21 protein-coding genes are annotated in these 20,262 nt (G+C 71.2%); 12 read left to right on the top strand and 9 right to left on the bottom strand.

Annotated features, from left to right (window positions below):
• Positions 1–120 precede the first annotated feature (120 nt).
• The 5 genes from ABT294_RS10995 to ABT294_RS11015 all read left to right on the top strand — a co-directional run bounded on the left by ABT294_RS10995 (position 121) and on the right by ABT294_RS11015 (position 4,777).
• On the top strand, positions 121–1,446 hold the full coding sequence (locus tag ABT294_RS10995) for an LCP family protein (RefSeq protein WP_350805079.1): 1,326 nt from the start codon (positions 121–123) through the stop codon (positions 1,444–1,446).
• A 260-nt stretch (positions 1,447–1,706) separates the two neighbouring features.
• Complete coding sequence (locus ABT294_RS11000; protein WP_350805080.1) at positions 1,707–2,744, top strand: ABC transporter substrate-binding protein; 1,038 nt, start codon at positions 1,707–1,709, stop codon at positions 2,742–2,744.
• Between the two features lie 5 nt (positions 2,745–2,749).
• A complete protein-coding gene (locus ABT294_RS11005) occupies positions 2,750–3,538 on the top strand; it encodes an ABC transporter ATP-binding protein (RefSeq protein ID WP_350805082.1) in 789 nt (262 codons plus the stop codon).
• Entirely contained in the window at positions 3,528–4,382 is an 855-nt protein-coding gene (locus tag ABT294_RS11010; protein WP_350805084.1) for an ABC transporter permease, read from the top strand. Before ABT294_RS11005 ends, ABT294_RS11010 begins: the two co-directional genes overlap by 11 nt.
• Positions 4,382–4,777 carry an RrF2 family transcriptional regulator gene (locus tag ABT294_RS11015; RefSeq protein ID WP_350805086.1) on the top strand — a complete coding sequence of 132 codons (396 nt, stop codon included), beginning with the start codon at positions 4,382–4,384 and terminating at the stop codon, positions 4,775–4,777. Before ABT294_RS11010 ends, ABT294_RS11015 begins: the two co-directional genes overlap by 1 nt.
• On the opposite strand, the gene ABT294_RS11020 is transcribed toward ABT294_RS11015, so the two are convergent.
• Entirely contained in the window at positions 4,747–5,220 is a 474-nt protein-coding gene (locus ABT294_RS11020) for a tetratricopeptide repeat protein (protein WP_350805088.1), read from the bottom strand. The genes ABT294_RS11015 and ABT294_RS11020 overlap by 31 nt on opposite strands.
• Positions 5,221–5,292: 72 nt before the next feature.
• Between ABT294_RS11020 and ABT294_RS11025 the strand changes: the two genes are divergently transcribed.
• Together ABT294_RS11025 and ABT294_RS11030 are read left to right on the top strand one after the other, a co-directional pair.
• Positions 5,293–6,222 (top strand): ATP-binding protein, encoded by a 930-nt coding sequence (locus ABT294_RS11025; RefSeq protein ID WP_350805090.1) that lies wholly within the window; start codon positions 5,293–5,295, stop codon positions 6,220–6,222.
• 77 nt (positions 6,223–6,299) lie between these two features.
• On the top strand, positions 6,300–6,686 hold the full coding sequence (locus ABT294_RS11030) for an SCO5389 family protein (protein ID WP_350805092.1): 387 nt from the start codon (positions 6,300–6,302) through the stop codon (positions 6,684–6,686).
• 148 nt (positions 6,687–6,834) lie between these two features.
• On the opposite strand, the gene ABT294_RS11035 is transcribed toward ABT294_RS11030, so the two are convergent.
• The 3 genes from ABT294_RS11035 to ABT294_RS11045 all read right to left on the bottom strand — a co-directional run bounded on the left by ABT294_RS11035 (position 6,835) and on the right by ABT294_RS11045 (position 9,539).
• Positions 6,835–7,833, bottom strand: coding sequence for an LLM class flavin-dependent oxidoreductase (locus ABT294_RS11035; protein WP_350805093.1), 999 nt, complete (start codon positions 7,831–7,833; stop codon positions 6,835–6,837).
• Positions 7,834–7,870: 37 nt separating this feature from the next.
• Entirely contained in the window at positions 7,871–8,542 is a 672-nt protein-coding gene (gene rnhB / locus ABT294_RS11040; protein ID WP_350805094.1) for a ribonuclease HII, read from the bottom strand.
• Positions 8,543–8,603: 61 nt separating this feature from the next.
• Complete coding sequence (locus ABT294_RS11045) at positions 8,604–9,539, bottom strand: LysR family transcriptional regulator (RefSeq protein ID WP_350805095.1); 936 nt, start codon at positions 9,537–9,539, stop codon at positions 8,604–8,606.
• A gap of 79 nt (positions 9,540–9,618) precedes the next feature.
• Here ABT294_RS11045 and ABT294_RS11050 point away from each other — a divergent pair, with 79 nt between their 5' ends.
• From ABT294_RS11050 to ABT294_RS11060, 3 genes are all read left to right on the top strand, one after another.
• Positions 9,619–10,905, top strand: a complete 1,287-nt coding sequence (locus ABT294_RS11050; protein WP_350805168.1) for a pyridoxal phosphate-dependent aminotransferase — start codon at positions 9,619–9,621, stop codon at positions 10,903–10,905.
• 142 nt (positions 10,906–11,047) lie between these two features.
• A complete protein-coding gene (locus ABT294_RS11055; RefSeq protein WP_350805097.1) occupies positions 11,048–11,692 on the top strand; it encodes a GNAT family N-acetyltransferase in 645 nt (214 codons plus the stop codon).
• 157 nt (positions 11,693–11,849) lie between these two features.
• Positions 11,850–14,816 carry an AfsR/SARP family transcriptional regulator gene (locus ABT294_RS11060; RefSeq protein ID WP_350805099.1) on the top strand — a complete coding sequence of 989 codons (2,967 nt, stop codon included), beginning with the start codon at positions 11,850–11,852 and terminating at the stop codon, positions 14,814–14,816.
• Between the two features lie 255 nt (positions 14,817–15,071).
• Here ABT294_RS11060 and ABT294_RS11065 read toward each other — a convergent pair whose 3' ends face one another.
• Positions 15,072–16,490, bottom strand: coding sequence for a DUF7059 domain-containing protein (locus ABT294_RS11065; RefSeq protein ID WP_350805101.1), 1,419 nt, complete (start codon positions 16,488–16,490; stop codon positions 15,072–15,074).
• 153 nt (positions 16,491–16,643) lie between these two features.
• Between ABT294_RS11065 and ABT294_RS11070 the strand changes: the two genes are divergently transcribed.
• Positions 16,644–16,946, top strand: coding sequence for a hypothetical protein (locus tag ABT294_RS11070; RefSeq protein ID WP_350805102.1), 303 nt, complete (start codon positions 16,644–16,646; stop codon positions 16,944–16,946).
• Here ABT294_RS11070 and ABT294_RS11075 read toward each other — a convergent pair.
• The 3 genes from ABT294_RS11075 to ABT294_RS11085 are packed head-to-tail and all read right to left on the bottom strand — an operon-like array spanning position 16,921 to position 19,037.
• A complete protein-coding gene (locus ABT294_RS11075) occupies positions 16,921–17,895 on the bottom strand; it encodes an NAD(P)-dependent oxidoreductase (protein WP_350805103.1) in 975 nt (324 codons plus the stop codon). The genes ABT294_RS11070 and ABT294_RS11075 overlap by 26 nt on opposite strands.
• A gap of 36 nt (positions 17,896–17,931) precedes the next feature.
• Positions 17,932–18,528 carry a TetR/AcrR family transcriptional regulator gene (locus ABT294_RS11080; RefSeq protein ID WP_350805104.1) on the bottom strand — a complete coding sequence of 199 codons (597 nt, stop codon included), beginning with the start codon at positions 18,526–18,528 and terminating at the stop codon, positions 17,932–17,934.
• Complete coding sequence (locus ABT294_RS11085; protein WP_350805105.1) at positions 18,525–19,037, bottom strand: GNAT family N-acetyltransferase; 513 nt, start codon at positions 19,035–19,037, stop codon at positions 18,525–18,527. Before ABT294_RS11085 ends, ABT294_RS11080 begins: the two co-directional genes overlap by 4 nt.
• Before the next feature lie 60 nt (positions 19,038–19,097).
• Here ABT294_RS11085 and ABT294_RS11090 point away from each other — a divergent pair, with 60 nt between their 5' ends.
• Entirely contained in the window at positions 19,098–19,565 is a 468-nt protein-coding gene (locus ABT294_RS11090; RefSeq protein WP_350805106.1) for a winged helix-turn-helix transcriptional regulator, read from the top strand.
• Here ABT294_RS11090 and ABT294_RS11095 read toward each other — a convergent pair.
• A complete protein-coding gene (locus tag ABT294_RS11095; RefSeq protein WP_350805107.1) occupies positions 19,539–20,186 on the bottom strand; it encodes a VC0807 family protein in 648 nt (215 codons plus the stop codon). The two genes, ABT294_RS11090 and ABT294_RS11095, sit on opposite strands and share 27 nt — an antisense overlap.
• Positions 20,187–20,262: the final 76 nt, after the last annotated feature.

The following is a 20,262-nucleotide window of genomic DNA, read 5'->3' on the forward strand; positions in this document are numbered from 1 at the left end:
CCGCGCAGAACTAACCGGTCACGCCCTGTAACTAGCCTGGGATGATTCAGCGTTAACGGGGGTTGACCAGGGATGACAGGCAGAGAACGCGGATTCGGTCTCGGCGCGAGCGTCGCCCTGATGATGGGGTCAGCCCTGCTCTGGGGCATCGCCCACCTCGCCACCGACCGCCGGAGAACCGGCTTCGCCCTCATGATCACCCACCTGGCGCTGATGGCCTTCGTCCTCACCGTGCTGACCGCGTTCAGCGCCAGGCTGCTGGCGCTGGCCGTGCAACCCAGCTGGCTCACCATCCTGTCGATCACGCTCGGGCTGATCGCGCTCGCCTGGTCCGTCGTGATCATCTGGTCTTTCGCGCTCGTCCGGCCGGAGGCCGCCAACACCACGGGACGGGCCGTCCTCACGGCCGTAGCGGCCGCGCTGTGCGTGCTCGTGCTCGTCCCGACCGCGTACGCGGCCCACCTGGCCTACCTGTCTCGGGACGTCGTCGACAGCCTGTTCACCGCGCCCTCGTCCCCGGTGATGGCGGAGGACCCGTGGAACGGCGCCGAGCGCGTGAACTTCCTGCTCATCGGCGCCGACTCGGCCCCGAGCAGGCCCGGCGTGCGCACCGACAGCATGACCGTGGCCAGCGTCGACACCGCGACCGGCGCGACGGTCCTGCTCGGCCTGCCGCGCAACCTGGAGCGGGTGCCGTTGCCGCCGGGCCCGGCCAGGCGGCGCTTCCCGGAGGGCTTCACCGGCGCGGGCGACCAGAGCACGCCCGGCCTGCTCAACGAGATCTTCCAGTACGCCGAGGACTATCCGGAGATGGTGCCGGGCGTCCACAAGGGGCAGCGCGGCCCGACCATGCTCAAGCAGACGATCAGCGGCATCCTCGGCATTCCGGTGAATTACTACGCCATAGTCGACATGCGGGGCTTCGCGGAGATCATCGACGCGATGGGCGGCGTCCGGGTCACCATCAAGGAGCCGATCATCTACGGCAAGTACCGCGAGGGCCGGCTGCCCGCGGGCACGCGCCGGCTCTCCGGCGAGGAGGCCCTCTGGTACGGCCGCTCGCGCACCGACAGCGACGACTACGTGCGCATGGGCCGCCAGAAGTGCCTGCTCAACGCCGTCGCCAAGCAGGCCGACCCGTTGACCGTGCTGAACCGCTTCGAGGGCCTGGCCACCGCCACCAAGCGGGCGATCTCCACGGACATCCCGCAGGGGCTGCTGCCCGCCCTGGTGGATCTGTCGCTGAAGGTCAAGGAGACCAGGATCAGGAGCCTGAGCTTCGTCCCGCCGCTGATCAACACCGCCTACCCGGACTGGAACCTGATCAGGCGCAAGGTCGCCCAGGCCATCGCGGAACGCCCGGCCAACAGGACGGCGACCGCCGCGGGCAGCACGTCCAAGAGGTCGCCGGAGAACCCGCTGGCGCTCGACAGCACCTGCGGCTAGCCGCTGCGGATCGCGGCCTGCTCGCGCACGCGAAGCACTGGGCGCGTCGACCGGTCCAGGCACCCAGTGGGCGGCCTGGACCGGCAGCGCGGCCTCTCGCCAGGACGCGCGCGTGCCCGCCGGACGGGGACAGGAAACCCACCGCGCCGACACGCCGATGGCCGGGAGCCGCTTCCAGCTAATTCCGACTTGACATCAGGGAAACAACGGCGTTTTATGCTCACATAGCCGACTTATTAAGTAGGAAATAGGGAGTGGGCATGAACGCTCGCAGGGTGCTCGCCGCGGTGGCAGCCATGGCACTCACCACGTTGGTGGCAGCCTGCGGGGGCGGCGCCGCGTCCGACGCGGGAGGCAAGGCCAAGGAGGTCCGGCTCGGGTTCTTCCCGAACATCACCCACGCCACGGCGCTCGTCGGCGTCGAGAAGGGCCTGTACGCCAAGCACCTCGGCGTGCCGGTCAAGACCAGCACGTTCAACGCCGGTCCCGCCGCGATCGAGGCGATCTTCTCCGGGGCCGTCGACGCCACCTACATCGGCCCGAACCCGGCGATCAACGCCTGGGAGAAGTCCAAGGGCAAGGCCATCAACATCATCGCGGGGGCCGCGTCCGGCGGCGTCTACCTGGTGGTCAAGCCGGGCATCAACACGGCCGCCGACCTCAAGGGCAAGAAGATCGCCACCCCGCAGCTCGGCAACACCCAGGACGTGGCGCTGCGCTACTGGCTGCAGAGCAAGGGCCTCAAGACCGACACCAAGGGCGGCGGCGACGTCCACATCGTGCCGCAGGAGAACGCGCAGACCCTGCAGACCTTCGCCACCGGCGACATCGACGGCGCCTGGGTGCCCGAACCGTTCGCCAGCCGGCTGGTGCTGGAGAGCAAGGGCAAGATCCTTCAGGACGAGCGCGACCTCTGGCCGGACAAGCAGTTCGTGATCACCCACCTGATCGTCCGCCAGGAGTGGGCCAAGGCCAACCCCGACCTGGTCAAGAAGCTGCTCGAGGCGCACGTCGAGGCGACGAAGTTCATCAACGACGACCCCGCGGCGGCCGCGCAGACCGCCAACACCGCGATCGAGAAGCTGACCCAGAAGCCGCTCAAGCCCGAGGTGCTGCAGAGCGCCTTCAAGAACATCACGTTCACCAACGACCCGATCGCCTCCTCGCTCACCGCCAGCGCGGACCACGCGGTGCAGGTCGGGCTGCTCAAGCCGGTGGACCTGAACGGCATCTACGACCTCAAGCCGCTCAACGAGGTGCTGGCCGCGGAAGGCCAGAAGTCCGTATCGGACAGGTGAGGGACATGACGACTCAGGTAGTCGACCAGCAGGACGCCGTACGGCTGGAGGGCGTCTCCAAGGTGTACGGCCACGGCAGGACCGGGCTGCTCGCCCTCGACCAGGTCTCGCTCTCCGTCGTCCCCGGCGAGTTCGTCTGCCTGCTCGGCGCGTCCGGATGCGGCAAGAGCACGCTGCTCTCGCTGGTCGCCGGGCTCGACAGGCCGACCGCGGGGGAGATCTCCACGGGCGGGCGCAGGGTCGCGATGATGTTCCAGGACCCGGCGCTCTTCCCCTGGCTGACCGTCTCGGCCAACGTCGAGATGGCGTTGCGCGCCGACGGCCTGCCCAAGCGCGAGCGGCAGGCCAGGGCGGCCGAGTTCCTGGACATCGTGCACCTGGGCGGCTTCGGCGGGAAGCGCCCGCACGAGCTGTCCGGCGGCATGCGCCAGCGCGTCGCCCTGGCCCGCGCGCTCGCCCAGTCGTCGGCGTCCTCGTCCGGCTCCGACGCGGTGCTGCTCATGGACGAGCCGTTCGGCGCGCTCGACGCGATGACCCGCGACCTGCTGCACGACGAGCTGGAGCGGATCTGGCGGGAGCGGCACCTGTCGGTGCTGTTCGTCACCCACAACGTGCGCGAGGCCGTACGGCTGGGCGACAAGGTCGTGCTGCTGAGCAGCCGCCCCGGCCGCGTCGTCGAGGAGTTCCCCGTCGCGCTGCCCCGGCCCCGGCGCACCGAGTCCGCCGAGGTCGCCTCCCTCGCGGTGCAGATCACCGACCGGCTGAAGGAGGAGGTCATGCGCCATGGCCGTTGACACGCACGCCCGGCAGCTCGCCGGGCTCGACGCGCTGGAGCTGGCCGGCGAGCGGCGCTCGGGGGTCGCCGCCCGCGTCTGGGGGCGGGTCTGGCCGATGCTGACCGCCGTCGCGCTGGTGCTGGTCGTCTGGGAGCTGGTCGTGCTGAGCGGCCGGTGGCCCGAGTACGTCTTCGCCGGGCCGCTCACGACCTTCCAGGACCTGGCGTCGCGGCTGGGCGAGGCCGAGTTCTACCAGGCGGTCGCCACCACCATGCGCAGGGCGGTCACCGGGTTCGCCTTCGCCGTGCTCGCCGGGCTCGTCATCGGGGCGGCCGTGTCGCGGGTGAAGGTGCTGCGGGCCGCGTGCGGAGCGCTGATCACCGGGTTGCAGACCATGCCGTCGATCGCCTGGTTCCCCTTCGCGATCCTGCTGTTCGGGCTGACGGAGAGCGCGATCACGTTCGTGGTCATCCTGGGCGCGGCGCCGTCCATCGCCAACGGGCTGATCACCGGCGTCGACTACACGCCGCCGCTGCTGCTGCGGGCCGGGCACATGCTCGGGTTCAGGCGGCTCCAGCTGTACCGCCACGTCATCCTGCCCGCCTCGCTGCCGTCGTTCCTGGCGGGGCTGAAGCAGGGGTGGGCGTTCGCCTGGCGGTCGCTGATGGCGGGCGAGCTGCTGGTGATCATCGCCTACCAGTCGTCGCTCGGCGAGCAGCTCGCGAACGCCCGCGAGCTGTCGGACTCGCCGGGGCTGATCGGCACGATGATCGTCATCCTGCTGATCGGCATCGTGATCGACATGCTGTTCGAGGTGGCTGACAGCGCGCTGCGGCGGCGCTGGGGCCTCAATCCGGTGTGATGCGGATCTCCGCGAGAACCGACTACGCGCTGCGGGCGGTCACCGAACTGGCCGCGGCGCCACCGGGGCCGGTGCCGGCGGACCGGATCGCATCGGCCCAGAACATCCCGCGCAGGTTCCTGGACAACATCCTGCTCCAGCTCAGGCGGGCCGGGCTGATCCACAGCCTGCGCGGGCCGGAGGGCGGCTACTGGCTGGCCCGTCCCGCCGAGGACCTCACGCTCGCGGACGTGATCACCGTCATCGAGGGCAGGCCCGAATACCCTGAGCACGGCGGCTACCCCGGCGTGGCGGGCCCGCTGGCCGAGGTCTGGACCGCGCTGCGCGAGCACGAGGAACGCCTGCTCACCGAGATCACCTTCGCTCAGATCGTCTCGTCCAGGTTCTCCGCGTAGTACTCGACGGCCCGGCGGTACCCGCCGACCTGGCCCGACTCGGCCAGGAGCTTGAGCAGGGAACCGACCGCCTCCCGGGCGCGGCCCTCGTTGTACAGCGCCATGGCCATGAACGTGCGCAGCCCCGGGTCGCCGGGGAACTCCTCCAGGCCGCGCGTGAACGTCTCCAGGGCCTCGCGGTAGCGTCCGAGCACCCGGAGCGTGCTGCCCAGCCCGGTGAAGGCGCCCAACCGGTCGTCCAGGCCCTTGTCGGCCAGGGCGCGCTCGTAGAACGGCACCGCCTCGGCCTCCAGGCCGAGCGCGTCGTGCACCCAGGCCGTCTGGTAGGCAACCTCGGCGTCGTCGGGGTGGCGCTTGGCCAGTTCCAGCAGGATCGTCCGCGCTTCCTCGCGCTGCCCTTGCTCGCGCAGGCGAACCGCCTGCTCCAATTCGTCGTCACGCACGGACCAAGTGTGGCATGATGGTCGCACCCTCGAATGGAAACGGTTTTCATAATCAGCTTCAGGAGCGCGATCGTGAGAGTGGCCTTCGTCGGCAAGGGCGGCAGCGGCAAGACGACGATGTCGGCGCTGTTCGCGAGACACGTCGCCAGCCAGGGCGCACCCGTCGTCGCCATCGACGCCGACATCAACCAGCACCTCGCCCTCGTGCTCGGCGCCGACGAGTCGCCGGAGCCGCTCGGCTCGCGCCTGACCGAGATCAAGGAGCACCTGCGCGGCGACAACCCGCGCATCCCCGCGGCCGAGGCCATGGTCAAGACCACGCCGCCCGGCCGCGGCTCCCGCCTCCTGCGCTTCGACGACCTCGCCGCCAGCCCGTACGCGGTGAGCACCGCCGAGGGCGTCCGCCTGATGGCGACGGGCCCGTTCACCGAGGACGACCTGGGCGTGGCCTGCTACCACTCCAAGGTCGGCGCCGTGGAGCTGCTGCTCAACCACCTGGTCGACGGGCCCGGCGAGTACGTGGTGGTCGACATGACGGCCGGCGCCGACTCCTTCGCCTCCGGCCTGTTCACCCGCTTCGACCTGACCTTCCTCGTCGCCGAGCCCACCAGGCAGGGCGTCAGCGTCTACCGGCAGTACCGCGAGTACGCCGCCGACTACGACGTCGCGCTCGCGGTCGTCGGCAACAAGGTGCACGCGCCCTCCGACGTCGACTTCCTGCGCGAGCATGTAGGTGACGATCTGCTCACCTGGATGGAGCACTCGGCTGCCGTCCGCGCCATGGAGCAGGGGCGTCGCTTCGCCCTCGACGACCTGGAGCCCGGCAACGCCGACGCCCTGGCCGTCCTGCTGAAACACCTCGACGGGCAGGTGAAGGACTGGCCCCGGTTCGGCCGCCAGACGGCGGAGTTCCACCTCCGCAACGCCCGCGCCTGGGCCAACGACCGCACGGGCCTCGACCTGGCTGAGCAGATCGACCCGCACTTCGTCTACGGCCCATGACTGTCGCCCTCCGGTCATCTGGAGTGACCGGCCGGCCACACCTAGCGTCAGATTCACCCCTTTCGAGAGGAGACAGCATGTCGCTGACCGTTCCGAACGATCTGCTCGACCAGGCCAGAACCGGCGAGATCGACGACGCGGCCTTCATCGCCTGCGTCCGCGACTCCCTGCCCTACGCCTGGTCGGTGATCAGCGAGCTGGTCGAGCAGCGTGACCAGTCAGGGGCCGACTTCGCCGACAACCAGGTTCCGCCGCCGTCCGAGGAGGCCCGCGGCCAGCTCCTGCGCTGCCTGGCGAGCGACGCGATGCGCGGCGCCCTGGAGAGTCACTTCGGCGTCCGGCTGGCCTTCCAGAACTGCCACCGGGTGGCGGTCTTCGACCCGACGGCGACCGAGGCCCTGCGCGACTTCGTCACCCCCAGGGCCCAGATCCTCAACCAGAAACCCGAACTGGTCGACTGCTGACCGGCGACTCGGGTTCGCCACTGGTCGACTGCTGACCGCCAGGACGCCCGCCACCGCTGTACGGTGGCGGGCGTCTCGGGGTTCGCCACCCGGCGGCACGGCGCTGTCTCCCCACCGTGCCCGGCAGTGGCGGGGACCGGCGTCTTCGTCAGGGAGACGCGGCGGCGGGCCTGACGCGGGGCAGCACCTCGGCCCCCAGCCGCCGGATGTTCTCGAGGGTCCGCCGATGCTCCCCCAGGCCCTCGACCATCAGGACGAGATGGTCGAGGCCCGTCACCGAGGCGGTGCGCAGGATGGTCTCCACGCAGTGCTCGGCCGACCCGACGGGATGCACCCGGGTCAAGAAGTCCACATATTTCCTGACATCTCGCGGGGGTCGTGCCCGATCGTCCACCGGCACGTACCCTGCCAGCCCGGGCTCCAGCCAGCGCGGCATCGTCTCCTTCAGCTCCCGCACGGCCCGCGTGGTCGAGTCGGCCACGTACCCGACCGCCGCCGCCACGTGCCCCGCCTCCGGCGCCCCCCGCCGGGCCTCGTACGCGTCCACCACGGCGGCCTTCTCCCGGTCATCGACGTGCATCCCGAGCAGCATCGGCAGCCCCCGATCCGCCGCCAGCGCCACCGTCGCCTCTGACGTGCACGCCACGACCGGCCGCAACCTGGCGGACGGCACCACCGGCACCTCCCGGAACCGGAAGAACTCCCCCTCAGCCGACACCCGCTCCCGCGACAGCGCCGCCAGCAGCACGTCGAGCGACTCCCCGAACCCCCGCTCGAACCTCTCCAGCCCGGTGCCGAACACCTCCAGGTCGACCCACGGCCCGCCCCGCCCAACGCCCAGCGCGAACCGTCCGCCCGACAGGTGGTGCAACATCGCCGCCTGCTCGGCCAGCGCCACCGGATGCTGCGTGGACAGCACGCTCACGGCGGTGCCGACCCCGATCGCGCTGGTCCTGCCGATCGCCACGGCCGCCAGCGTGACGGCCGACGGGCACACCCCGTACGACATGAAGTGGTGCTCGGCGATCCACGCGTCGTCGAACCCGGCCTCCTCGGCGGCCACCACCAACTCGACGGCGTCGGCCAGCACCCGCCCCGCGTCCTGCCCCGGAAACTGGGCCACAACCAGAAAGATCCCGATACGCACCCACCCGATGATGACCGATTCTGCACAGCCATCCCACCTAGCCGAACAGGCTGGCCTGACCCTCTCCCACGGACGGGTCGCGGTGCCGCTTCAGGTGGCGCCACCGCGGCAGGTCGTCCAGGTACGACCAGGACAGACGGTGATGCTCCGTGGGCCCCAGGCGGGCCAGCGCCTCCTGATGCACCGGTGACGGGTAGCCGGCGTTCTCCGCGAACGCGTACTCCGCGCAGCCGATCGTCCCCATGTACGTGTCGCGCCGCACCTTCGCCAGCACGGACGCCGCCGCCACCGAGATGCTGGCCGCGTCGCCCTTGACCTCCAGCCGCACCGGCCACGGCGGACCGATGTAGTCGTGCTTGCCGTCGAGGATCACGGCGTCCGGCCTGACCGGCAGCGCCTCCAGGGCGCGGCGGGCGGCCCGGCGCAGGGCCTCGGTCATGCCGAGCCGGTCGATCTCCGTGTGCGACGACTCGCCGTACCCGATGCCGAGCGCCCAGCTCTCCAGCTCCCCCGCCAGCGAGTCGCGTTTGGCGGCCGAGAGCTGCTTGGAGTCCGTCAGGCCCGACGGCGGCTCCGACAGGTCGGTCACGACGGCGCAGACCGTCACGGGCCCGGCCCACGCTCCCCGGCCCACCTCGTCGACCCCGGCCACCCGGGCGATGCTGGGCTGGGTGAGGAGGAGCTGCTCGATGGAGTAGGACGGCGCCATAGCCGCAGACGCTACCGGAACACGGGCCGGCGCTCCGGGGTGCGCGTCAGCGGGGTTCGCGTCAGCGCTCCGCGGGCCGCACCGGATCGAGGTCGGCGGCGATGTAGCGCGCCGCGACATGGATCGCCCGCAACGTCACCGACACCGAAGGGCGGTGCACGCTGGAACCGCGGGCGACCGCGTGCACCTCGCGCCTGACCGGGTTTCCCGGGAACTGCCGCACCGCCAGCCCGCGGACCCCCGCCGCGAGCGCCAGCGCGGGCACCGCGGCGATGCCGATGCCCTTGGCCACGAGCGACAGGATCGTCCCCAGCCCCTCGAACTCCCACGGCGTCGGCTTGGTGCCGCCCACGTCCACCAGGAGGCGGTCCACCGCGAGGCGCGACGGCTCGCCGTCGGGGGTGGCCATCCACGGCTCGTCGCGCAGTTCGCGCAGGTCGAACGGCACCTCGGGGTCGGCGAGCCGGTGCTTGCGCGGCACCACGAGCACCAGCGGGTCGCTGAGCAGCGGGTAGACGCGCAGGCTGTCGTTGTCGCGGACGCGGCCGTACCAGTCGTCGACGAGCGCGATGTCGACCTCGCCCGACTGCACCTCGCGCATGCCCCGCCCGGACCTGCTCTGGCCGAGGCGGAGGGTCAGCTCGGTGTGGCGGCGCAGCGATCGGGCGAGCGCCGGGGCGAAGGCGACGGCCGCCGTGGGGAAGGCGGTGACGACGACGCGTCCGGCCGGGATGCCCGCGTGGGCGGACAGATCCGACTCGGCCTCCTCCACCATCGACAGGATGCGCTCGCCGTGCGCGACGAGCCTGCGGCCCGCGTCGGTGAGCTCCGCGCTGCGCGCCGTCCTGTCGATCAGGGCGGTGCCCGTCTCCCGTTCCAGGGCCGCGAGCTGCTGCGACACAGCCGAGGGGCTGTAGCCGAGAGACTCGGCGGTGGCGGCGATGCTGCCTCGGCGGGCGAACTCGCAGATCAACGTCAGACGGCGTAGTTCGAGCATCGGACTTCCTTATGCCTACCCACGAAAAGCCTCGCTTGTGCTGATGCCTTCATCCAACCACGCTGGGAACGTGACAACCATGAGCGTGACCCTGTCCGCCACCCTGGCGGCGAACGAAGACATCGAACGAAGACGGCGCGCCGGGGAACGCGTGCTGCACCTCGCTTTCGGCGAGGCAGGGCTGCCCGTCCACCCGGCGCTGCGCGAAAGGCTGGTGGCCGCATCCGATCGCAACGGCTACGGGCCGGTCGCGGGAGCGTCCGGACTGCGTGCGGCGGCGGCGGGCTACTGGGCACGACGGGGCCTCATCACCGACCCCGAGTTGGTCATCTGCGGCCCCGGCAGCAAGTCGCTGCTGTACGGCCTGCTGCTGGCGATCGGCGGCGACATCGTCCTCCCCAGGCCGAGCTGGGTCAGCTACGCGGCGCAGGCCGATCTGGTCGGCTCGCGTCCCATCCTGGTGCCCGCACCGCCGGGAGAGGGCGGCGCCCCCGACCCCGACACGGCACGCTCCGCGGTGCTCCAGGCCCGCGCGCAGGGCAGGGACGTCCGCAGCCTGCTCGTGACGCTGCCTGACAACCCCACGGGCCGCCTCGCGTCGCCGCAGACGATCCGCCGCCTGGTGGACGTCGCCCGCGAGCTGGACCTGATCATCATCTCCGACGAGATCTACCGCGACCTGCTGCACGACCCCGACCTCCCCTACACCTCCCCCGCGGACCTCGCCCCCGAGCGCACGGTCATCACGACCGGCCTGAGCAAGAGCCTGGCTCTCGGCGGCTGGCGGATCGGCGTGGCCAGGCTGCCGGACGGCGCGCACGCGCTGCGCAGCAGGCTGCTCGCGGTGGCCAGCGAGATCTGGTCGGCCCCCGCCGCCCCGGTGCAGGAGGCCGCCACCTACGCCTTCACCGACGCCCCCGAGCTGGTCGAGCGCATCGTGCGGAGCCGGAGGCTGCACGGCACGGTCGCCCGTGCCGTCAGGGAGCGGTTCGTCGAGATCGGCGCCTCGGTGCCCGTCCCCCAGGGCGGCTTCTACCTCTACCCGGACCTGAGCCACCTGCGGCTCGGCGGCTCGGCCGAAATCACCAGGGCGCTGCTGGAGGAGCACGGCATCGGCGTGCTGCCCGGCCACGCGTTCGGCGACGACCCCGCCGCCGCGCGGGTGCGGGTGGCGGTGAGCCTGCTGTACGGGGAGACCGCCGAGGAGCGGATGGCCGCGCTGAACAGCGCAGACCCGCTCCGGCTGCCGTGGATCGCCGACAGTCTCGATCATCTCGCGACGGGCCTGCGACAGCTGTCGCTGCGACGGCGGAGCGCCTCGCCTGAACCGGAATTGGCGCTCGTGCCGACGGCAGTGCACAGTTAGCCGAAGTTTTACCTTCAGGGCCGGTCCCGATCTTCCGGAATCGGCCCTCTGACCTGCGGAAACGCCATACCTTCAGAAAGCTGCAAAAGTTCCCGGGCGATGCCTGGTTACACCAGTGGTGAGCAGACCCCATCATGTGCTCATGCCCGCTCTTGTCACCTTGTCCGGGCGCTTCGTGCGCCTGGAACCTCTCAGCTTCGCGGCGATCGACGAACTCGTCGCCGCGGCGAGTGAAGACCGCACCACGTATGCCTTCACTCGCGTCCCGGAAGGCCGGGACGAGATGGTCTCCTATGTGGAGGCCACGCTGGCTGAGCAGGCGGAGGGCCGCACTTTGCCCTTCGCCATCCGGTGGCTGAACACCGACCGCGTGGTCGGTGCCACCCGTCTCATGAACCTGGAGTACTGGCAGGGCCCCATGCCCTGGCCTCCGGGTACGCGGGGAGCGGTGGGCGAGATCCCGTCCGTGGCCGACATCGGTTACACCTGGCTGGGCGCGTCCGCCCAGGGCTCGGGTGTGAACCGGGAGAGCAAGTTCCTGATGCTCTCGCACGCCTTCGACATCTGGAACGTCCACCGCATCACGCTCAAGGCTGATGTACGCAACGTCCGATCACGGGCCGCCATCGAGGCTCTCGGCGCACACTTCGACGGGGTGCGACGAGCGGAAAGCCGAGGCGCCGACGACACGGTCCGAGATACGGCGTTCTACTCGATTCTGAACTCCGAATGGCCCGCCGTCCGAGAACGGCTGGCCATGAGGCTCGGTCTGGTCGAAGCAGCATAGGAACATCCGTACGGCCCCGCTCATGCCACATGGGCGGGGCCTGATTCTTCGCGGCAGATTGCCGCTGGTCAACGCTTCGGTTAACGAACTAGGTATTGGCCAGAGATGGATCTATCATTTGGTAGCAAATCGTTCCATTGCCTTGGAGACAGACGGCATGGCTGGTCAGAGCCTCGAAGGCGGGCTGCGGTTCGCCGTGCTCGGTCCCGTCCGCGCGTGGCGTGATGGCCAGGAGCTCGACCTGGGAACGCCGTTGCAGCGTTCCATTCTCGGAATGCTCCTGCTGCGCGAGGGCCGCGCGGTCACGCCGACCGAGATGATCGACGCCGTCTGGGGCGAGGACGCGCCGCCGAGGGCGCTGGGGGCGCTGCGCACGTACGTCTCGCGGCTGCGTACCGTGCTCGAACCTGACAGGCCCGCCCGCTCCCGGCCCGAGCTGCTCACCTCTGTCGGACGTGGCTACGCGCTGCGGCTGCCCGACGGCGCGCTCGACCTGACCCGCTTCGAACGCGGCATCCAGGACGCCGAGGCCGCCCGCAAGGCCGGCAGGCCGGCCGAGGCCGCCAGGCACCTGCGCGCCGCGCTCGCGCTGTTCGAGGGCGAGCCGCTGGCGGGGGCCGTGGGCCCGTACGCGGAGCACCAGCGCGACCGGCTGGCCGAACGCCGCCTCAGCGTGCTCGAGACGCTCATGGACGTGGACCTGGAGCTGGGCGCGCACGCGGCCGTCGTCTCCGAGCTGATCGCGCTGACCGCCGACCACCCGTTGCGCGAGCGGCTGCGCGCGCAGCTCATGCTGGCCTACTACCGCTGCGGCCGTCAGGGCGACGCGCTGGCCGTGTTCACCGAGACCCGCGAGGCGCTGATCGAGGAGCTGGGCATCGAGCCCGGCCCCGAGCTGGCCGCCCTGCACCAGCGCATCCTGGCCGCCGACCCCACGCTGGCCGCCGCCGAGGTCGTGGAGGACCAGCCGGACGAGGACGAGCCGCTCCCGGAGTTCCCCCGCCCGGCGCAGCTCCCGGCCGCGGTGAACGACTTCACCGGACGCAAGGAGATCGCCGGCCGGCTGCGCACGCTACTGTCGGCCCAGGCGTCCGCCGAGGGGGTGCCCGTGGCCGCGATCTGCGGCATAGGGGGTGTCGGCAAGACCGCCCTGGCCGTGCACGTGGCCCACTCCACCGGCGACCTGTTCCCCGACGGCCAGCTCTACGCCGACCTGCGCGGCTACACCGACGAGGCCATCTCGCCCGCCTCTGCGCTCGGCGCGTTCCTGCGGGCGCTCGGCATCCCGCCCGACATCATCCCCGAGGGCCTGTCGGAACGGTCCGCGCTCTACCGGTCGCTGCTGGCCGAGCGGCGCGTCCTCGTCCTGCTCGACAACGCCCGCGACGCCGAGCAGGTCAGCCCGCTGCTGCCGGGCTCCCCCGGCTGCGCGGCGATCGTCACGAGCCGGGTCAAGCTGGCCGACCTGCCCTCCGCCCGCCTGATCGACCTGGACGTGATGGAGCCCGACGAGGCGCTGTCGCTGTTCGCCGCCGTCGCCGGCCCCGAGCGGGTCGCGGCCGAGCACGGCGCGGCCATGGACGTCGTCGCGGCCTGCGGGTTCCTGCCGCTGGCCGTGCGGATCGTCGCGGCCAGGCTGGCGGCCCGCCCGTCGTGGACGGTGGCGTCGCTGGTGCCCAGACTGGCCGACGAGCAACGCCGCCTGGACGAGCTGCGGGTGGGCAACCTCGCGGTCGAGGCCACCTTCGCGCTCGGGTACGGGCAGCTCGAAGCCGCCCAGGCCCGCGCGTTCCGGCTGCTCTCGCTGCCCAACGGCCCCGACGTCTCGGCGGGGGCCGCCGCCGCCGTGCTCTCCATGACCACGTTCGAGACGGAGGACCTGCTGGAGTCGCTGGTCGACGCCAGCCTGCTGGAGGCCCCGGCGCCCGGCCGCTACCGCTTCCACGACCTGCTCAGGCTGTTCGCCAGGCGGGAGCTGGAGAAGTCGGAGCGTCCGCAGGCCCGCGCGATGGCGCTGCGGCGGCTGCTCGGCTTCTACCTGGCCTCCGCTCAGTCGGCGCACCGGCTGGCCTACGAGGGCAGCATGATCTCCGACAACCTCGTGGTGGTCGGCAGCGGGCTCACCTTCGGCACCGCCGACGAGGCCGTCGCCTGGCTGATCGCCGAGGGCGACTCGCTGTTCGCCGCGATCAACCAGGCCGCCGACGCGTCCACGACGGCGGACCAGCTCCTGCCTGCCGGCGACCTGCTGGTGGCGATGGAGCCGCTGCTGGAGTCCGGCACGCACACGCGCGAGTTCGACCACGGCACCCGGGCGGTGCTGGCGACGGCCACGCGCATCGGCGACCCCGCGAGCGAGCTGCGCGCCCGCTACGTGCTCGGCCGGGTGCTGTTCGCGGGCAACCGCCTGACCCAGGCCGAGGAGCAGTTCAGGAGGGTGCACGAACTGTCCGTCGCGGGCGGCGAGAAGGTCGTCACGGGCGAGGTGCTGAACGCGCTGGCCGTGGTCGTGGGCAGGCAGCGCCGCCACACCGAGGCGCTGTCGTGGTTCGACGCGGCGATGGGCTTCTACCGCCAGAACGGCGTCCCGGCGGGTGAGGCGCTGGTGCTCAGCTACTCGGCCCGCGACCACCTCGGGCTCGGCCACGCCGACAACGCGATCGCCGCCGCCGAGAAGGGGCTGGCCATCTTCACCGAGATCGGCAGCGGCGCCGGCACCGCCCGCGCCCGCTACCACCTGGGCATCGTGCTCAGCCGGGTCGGCAGGCTGACGGAGGCGGTACACCACCACGCGGAGTGCCTGGCCTTCTTCCGGGCGAGCAAGCAGCGGGTGTGGGAGCAGCGGGTGTGCTCGCGGCTGGCCGAGACGTTCATCGCCGCCCAGCGCTACCCGGACGCCGTGCGTCACGCGGAGCAGGCGCTGATCGTGTCGAGGGAGATCGGCCACCCGTACGGCGAGGCGCTCTCGCTCACCGTGCTGGGCAACGCGCTCAGCGGGCTGGGCAACGCCTCGCGGAGCACCGACTGCCTACGCCAGGCCCTGGACATCTTCACCAGGCTCGGCGCTCCCGAGGCCGCGGACCTCAGGGTTCTCCTCGACAGCGCCCAGGTCGTCGAGTCCTGAGTACAGCTCGTCGTCCAGACGTGTCATCCACACATGATTGAACAAGGCTGTCCCCTGGGAGTCACGAACGTTCAGCCCGGCCGGCCATCTGACCGCCTCGCGTCGCTAGGGGGCCCGGTTATCGGGATGCTCCGCGCGGCGGCTAGCCGCCTCACATCGACGGCCGGCCGGGCCTGACACGAACCTCGAACCCCCCAGGCTCGTGCCGTGCTCGCCAGCCTCGCCGGTCGCTGTCAACGTCGGATCAATGCCGGATCAAAGCGTGAAATATCCCTCAGCGATGAGCGGGCGGATGGCGTCGGCATGCAGGATGTCGCCGTCACCGACCAACTCGGCGATGACGTTGAGCAGCGGGCCGAGGGCCAGTTCGCCGTCGCACACGCCGGCCAGCGCGGCCTCGACGGTGCCGACCTCCCTGCTGCGGCGCAGGCCGGTGGTCTGGCGCAGCACGATCCGCATCGGGTCCTCGGCTCCCGGCAGGCCGACGCGCTCGTCCAGCAGGCCGTCGACGGTGCGCAGCAGCGCGGAGTCGAGGTTCTGGACGCGGTGGGCGGTCGCGATCGAGTCGAGGACGCCGTCGACGTACTCGCCGACCGGGAGCGCGACCTGGTGGGTGAGCTGCTCCACGCGGACGACCGGGTCGAGCGTGCCCGAGTTGCGCATGGTGATCCAGCCGAAGCCGACGCCCTCCACCTTCTGCTCGTCGAACCAGCTCAGCCACCGGTCGTAGTGCTCGGCGTAGCCGGGGGTGCCCTGCTCGGCCGCGTCTCTGAGCCACAGCTCGACGTACTGCGCGGGGTCCTGGACGTCACGCTGGACCGCCCAGGCGTCGCAGCCGGTCTCGCTGAGCCAGCCGCCGACGCGCTCGCGCCAGTCTTCGCCCTCGACGTGCAGCCAGTTGGCCAGCAAGTGGGCCTGACCGCCGGGGGCGAGGTGGCCGGGCGTCTGGCGGACGAGGTCGCGGCAGAAGGCGTCGCCCTCACGGCCCGTCTCGCGGTAGGTCAGCGTCGAGCGCCGGCCGGGCGGCGTGATGACGAACGGGGGGTTGGAGACGACCAGGTCGAACTGCTCGCCCTCGACGGGCTCGAACATCGAGCCGACCCGGGCCTCCACACCCGAAATTTCCGACAATTTCCAGCTAAGCTCGGCCAGCTCGACGGCGCGCGGGTTCACGTCGGTGGCCACGATCTCGCCCGCCCGGCCCGCCAGGTGCAGCACCTGGACCCCGCAGCCGGTGCCCAGGTCGAGCGCCCGCTGGACCGGGCGGCGGGTGACGAGCTGTGCCAGGTTCGCCGAAGCACCACCCGCGCCCACCACGTGGTCGGGACGCAGGGCGGGATCGCCGGGCCGCACCTTGCGGTCGGAGACCACGTAGCCGCCGGTCTCCCAGGGCTGGAGCTGCACGGACGCCCTGACCTCGCCCCCCTCGGCGACGGCCAGGCCAGAATCGAGCACAGAGTCGAGCACCGCGGCGGGCACCGCCCCCGCCGGAACGGGCACGCCCAGCCACCAGAGCCTGATCAGGGCGGCCAGCGGATCGCCGTCGGCCGTGGCGCGCAACGCCGGGACCAGCTCCTCGCGGGCCAGGGCCGAGGCCGCCATGTCGCCCAGCCTGTCGCGGACGCCGTCGATGGTGTAGTCGGTCTCCAGGAGGTGTTCGCGCAGTCGTTCCACGCGACCATCCTTTCACCGCCAGGCTATCGACATGATCGGACACTTAGAGTAATCATACTGTTACCGGAATACCCAAGTGTTCTGCAAGCGAGGGACAACCGACGCGCGATATCTCTAGTGAGCCAAACCCACGTCCGGATAGGAGCGGGTCCCATGCTGATCCCCTGCCTGGCCTGCGAGTCCCGCTTCATGCCCGACGAGTACTTCAGCGCCTGCTCCGACTACAACCGCGGCCTCGACCTCGTCTCCTGGACCTGCCCGAGCTGCGGCAACCGCGACGACCTGCGGGTCCTGCCCGGCGAGCTGGGGTTCGGCTACCCGCACCGGGGGCGCTTCGACGTCCACGACCGGGTGCGCGTGCCCGGCCTGCGCAGGCAGCGCGGCGACCTGCGGCTCGACATCTCCCTCGACACCGCCAGCTGGCGGGTGCCTACGCGGATCCGGCAACCGGCATGACGGGCGCGCAGGCGTGCGCGGGCTCCTCGCCGCGCAGCAGCCGCGCGATGTCCTCCACGATCATCTCAGCGTGCTCCTCGTGGCTCTCTCCCGTGGCCTCGCCCAGATGCGGCGTGAGCACCACGTTCGGCAGCCTGGTCAGAGGATGGGCGGGGTCGAGCCACTCGCCCTCGAAGTGGTCGATCCCGGCGCCGCCCAGCTGCCCGTCACGCAGCGCCTCCACCAGTGCCGTCAGGTCGTGCAGCGCGCCCCGGGCGGTGTTGAGGTAGATCGAGCCGGGGCGCATCGCGGCGAACTCGGCGGAGCCGAACAGGCCTCTGGTCTCGCCGGTCACCGGCGTGTGCAGCGAGATCACGTCCGCCTCCGCCAGGAGGGCGGGCAGGCTGTGCGCGGCTTCCTCCACGTACGGGTCGCAGGCGATGACCCGCATGCCGAGGCCCTCGCAGCGCCAGCGCACCGCCCTGCCGACCCGGCCCAGCCCGACGATGCCGAATGTGCGCCCGCTCAGGCGCATGCCGCGGTGGCGTTGCGCGGGCGGCATCCGGCCTCGGTAGCCGCGGCCCCGCCGCACCTCCCTGTCGGCCGTGACGAGGTTCCTGCCGACCGCGAACAGCAGCGCGATCGTCAGCTCGGCGACCGCCTCCGAGTCGCGGTCGGCGGCGTGCAGGACGGTGACGCCGTGCTCGGCGGCCAGTTCCAGATCGATGCCGGTGGGCGCGGCCATGCTGGCGACGACCTGCACGGGAAGCGAGAGCACCGACGCGCGGACCTCGTCACCGTCGGTGACGAGCACGGTCGCGCCGGTCTCGACGACCAGGTCGGCGAGCTGCTCGTCGGTGAAGCCGACGCTGGGCCGGTCGGACGCCAGCGCCAGGTCGGCGACCTCGCCCAGGCGGGCGAGCGCACGCTCCGGCAGGATGGGCAGGACGAGTGCCCGAGGTCGTGTCACAATCGGACAATAACACCACCCAACGTGGTCGCTTCGTCACTCCCCGCGCTGGCGGAGGCTCTGCCAGGCGGCCTCGCCCAGCCCCTTGACCTCCTCGTCGGTCGGCGTGTGGGCCCCGGCGAACCAGAGCCTGCACATCTCCCGGGCCGGGCCGAGCCAGAGGACGTAGCACATGGTCGCGGGCACCGGCTGGAGCAGGCCGTTCTTCATGTGCGGCCGCCACCAGTCGGAGACCTGGCGGAAGAAGGCACGGCGGGCCTCGGCCACCTCGGGGCCGCCCGGCTCGGTCTTGCGCGGCGGGCGCTCGCTGACCAGCAGCCTGGCCCGCTCGGGATGCTCGCCCGCCCAGCGCATGTGGAAGGCGACGACGGCCTCGATGCCGTCGCGGGCCTCCTCATGGCTGACGAGCTCGGCGAGGAACGCCTCCTGGTAGGCGGCTTGGATCTCGGCGTACAGCACGCCGAAGACGTGTTCCTTGCTGGCGAAGTGGTGGTAGAAGCTGCCGACGCTTACGCCGCTCTCCTCGCGGAGGCTGGCCAGCGTGGTGGCCGACACTCCGTCCTGGCTGAATCGGCGGAGGGCGCCCTCGATGATGCGGGTCCGGCCGTCGCGTCCGTTCCTGACACTCTTCACGCTGTCAATGGTGAGCCACCAGAACGTTGTTCCGCAAATACTGCCGCCTCCTGGATGATAGCGGTCACCTCCACCGATCCCGAAGAGGCGGTCATCCTGGCGTCCGGCCACAGCCTGCGGATCATCCCCTGCACCCGCCTGTTCTCGCCCATGACGTCCATGCCGACGGTCGTGGCGCCGCGCACGGCGGCCCTGTACAGCAACCTCTTGATCAGTCTGCGGCCGAGCCCGCGCCCCTGGCACCGATCGGTGACCACTATCGCGATCTCCACGTCGGCCACACCGCCCCGGTAGCTCATGGCGTGACCGACGATCTCGCCCTCCTGGACGGCGACCAGGACGTCCCTGTGCTCGTCTGTAGCGAGCAGCGCGCGCACCAGAGCGGCGGCAGGACAGCCGACCCCGGTGAAGAACCGCAGCGTCTGCGTGTGCAGCGAGAGCCCGGCCAGGAAGCGGCGGACGCTCTCCTCGTCGTCCGACCTGACCGGACGAATCTGGGTTCCGAGCATGGACTCAGCTTGCCGGTCGAATGCTGAGTCTGTCAATTGAACTCAGGTATGATAGTCGGCATGAACGTGCCTTTTCGGGTGGACAACTGCTCGATCGAGCGCACCCTGGACATCGTCGGGGAGAAGTGGACCTTCCTGGTGCTGCGCGAGGCGTTCACCGGCGTCCGCCGATTCGCCGACATGCAGGCCATGACCGGGGCGCCGCGCCAGGTCCTCAGCGCGCGGCTGGCCCGGCTGGTCGAGGAGGGCCTGCTGCGCAAGCAGCCGTACCGCGAGCCGGGCCAGCGCCAGCGCTACGAGTACCGGCTGACCGACAAGGGCCGCGACCTGTACCCGCTGCTGGTGGCGCTCATGCACTGGGGCGACAGGTACCTGGCGGGCGAGGCGGGCCCGCCCGTGCTGCTGACGCACCGCGACTGCGGCGCCCCCGTCGAGCAGTACCTGCGCTGCGCGGACGGGCACGAGGTGGCGGGGCCCCGGGAGATCACCCCGCTGCCCGGCTCAGGCGCCGCGCTGAAGAGCGCGTAGGCGGCCCCGGAAGTCCGCCAGCGTCACCAGGGCGGCTCCCGACAGCAGCACCGCCACCGCGGACGTCCGGACGAGCAGGTAGGTCTCCACAGGCTGGCTGAGCAGCAGCCACAGGCTCAGCGAGCCGTTGACGAACTGCGCGCACCCCCAGATCAGCGACTGTCGGCGGAAAAATCGCTGCATGAGTGGCTTGTTCAGCACTTGGTCGGGCAGCGGCACCAGATCCTCCGCCACCCGCCGCGCGAGTGGCCTGCGTAACCGCGCCGTGCTGAGGAACGCCGCGCTGGCGCAGAACACGCCCAGCGTCGGCTGCAGGAAGAAGAGCACCGGGCTCCCGGTGAGCAGCGCCAGCACCGCCCTGACCGTGACCATGCCCGCCGCCAGCAGGACGCTTCCCGGCACGGCCCGGCCTTTGACGATCCGCCAGGCCGCTCCCCCGTACACCCACGCCACCGCCACCACCACGCCGGCGGTGAACCCCCCGAGCACCAGGCCGACGTAGAACACCGCGACGGGCAGGATCATGCCCTCCAGCACCCGCGGCACCGCATGGCGCAACAGGGAGACGAACCGGGGCAGTTCGAACGCGGGCGCCTCCGGGGGCGCGGCAAGCAGGGTCATGTGGCCCTTGGGGTGGGAGGTCGCAGGGGGACGAACCCGACCGTACGCGATGAACCACCGTTCTGGTAAGCCATTC

Source organism: Nonomuraea sp. NPDC000554, assembly GCF_040300065.1.
In the GTDB taxonomy this organism is placed as follows: domain Bacteria; phylum Actinomycetota; class Actinomycetes; order Streptosporangiales; family Streptosporangiaceae; genus Nonomuraea.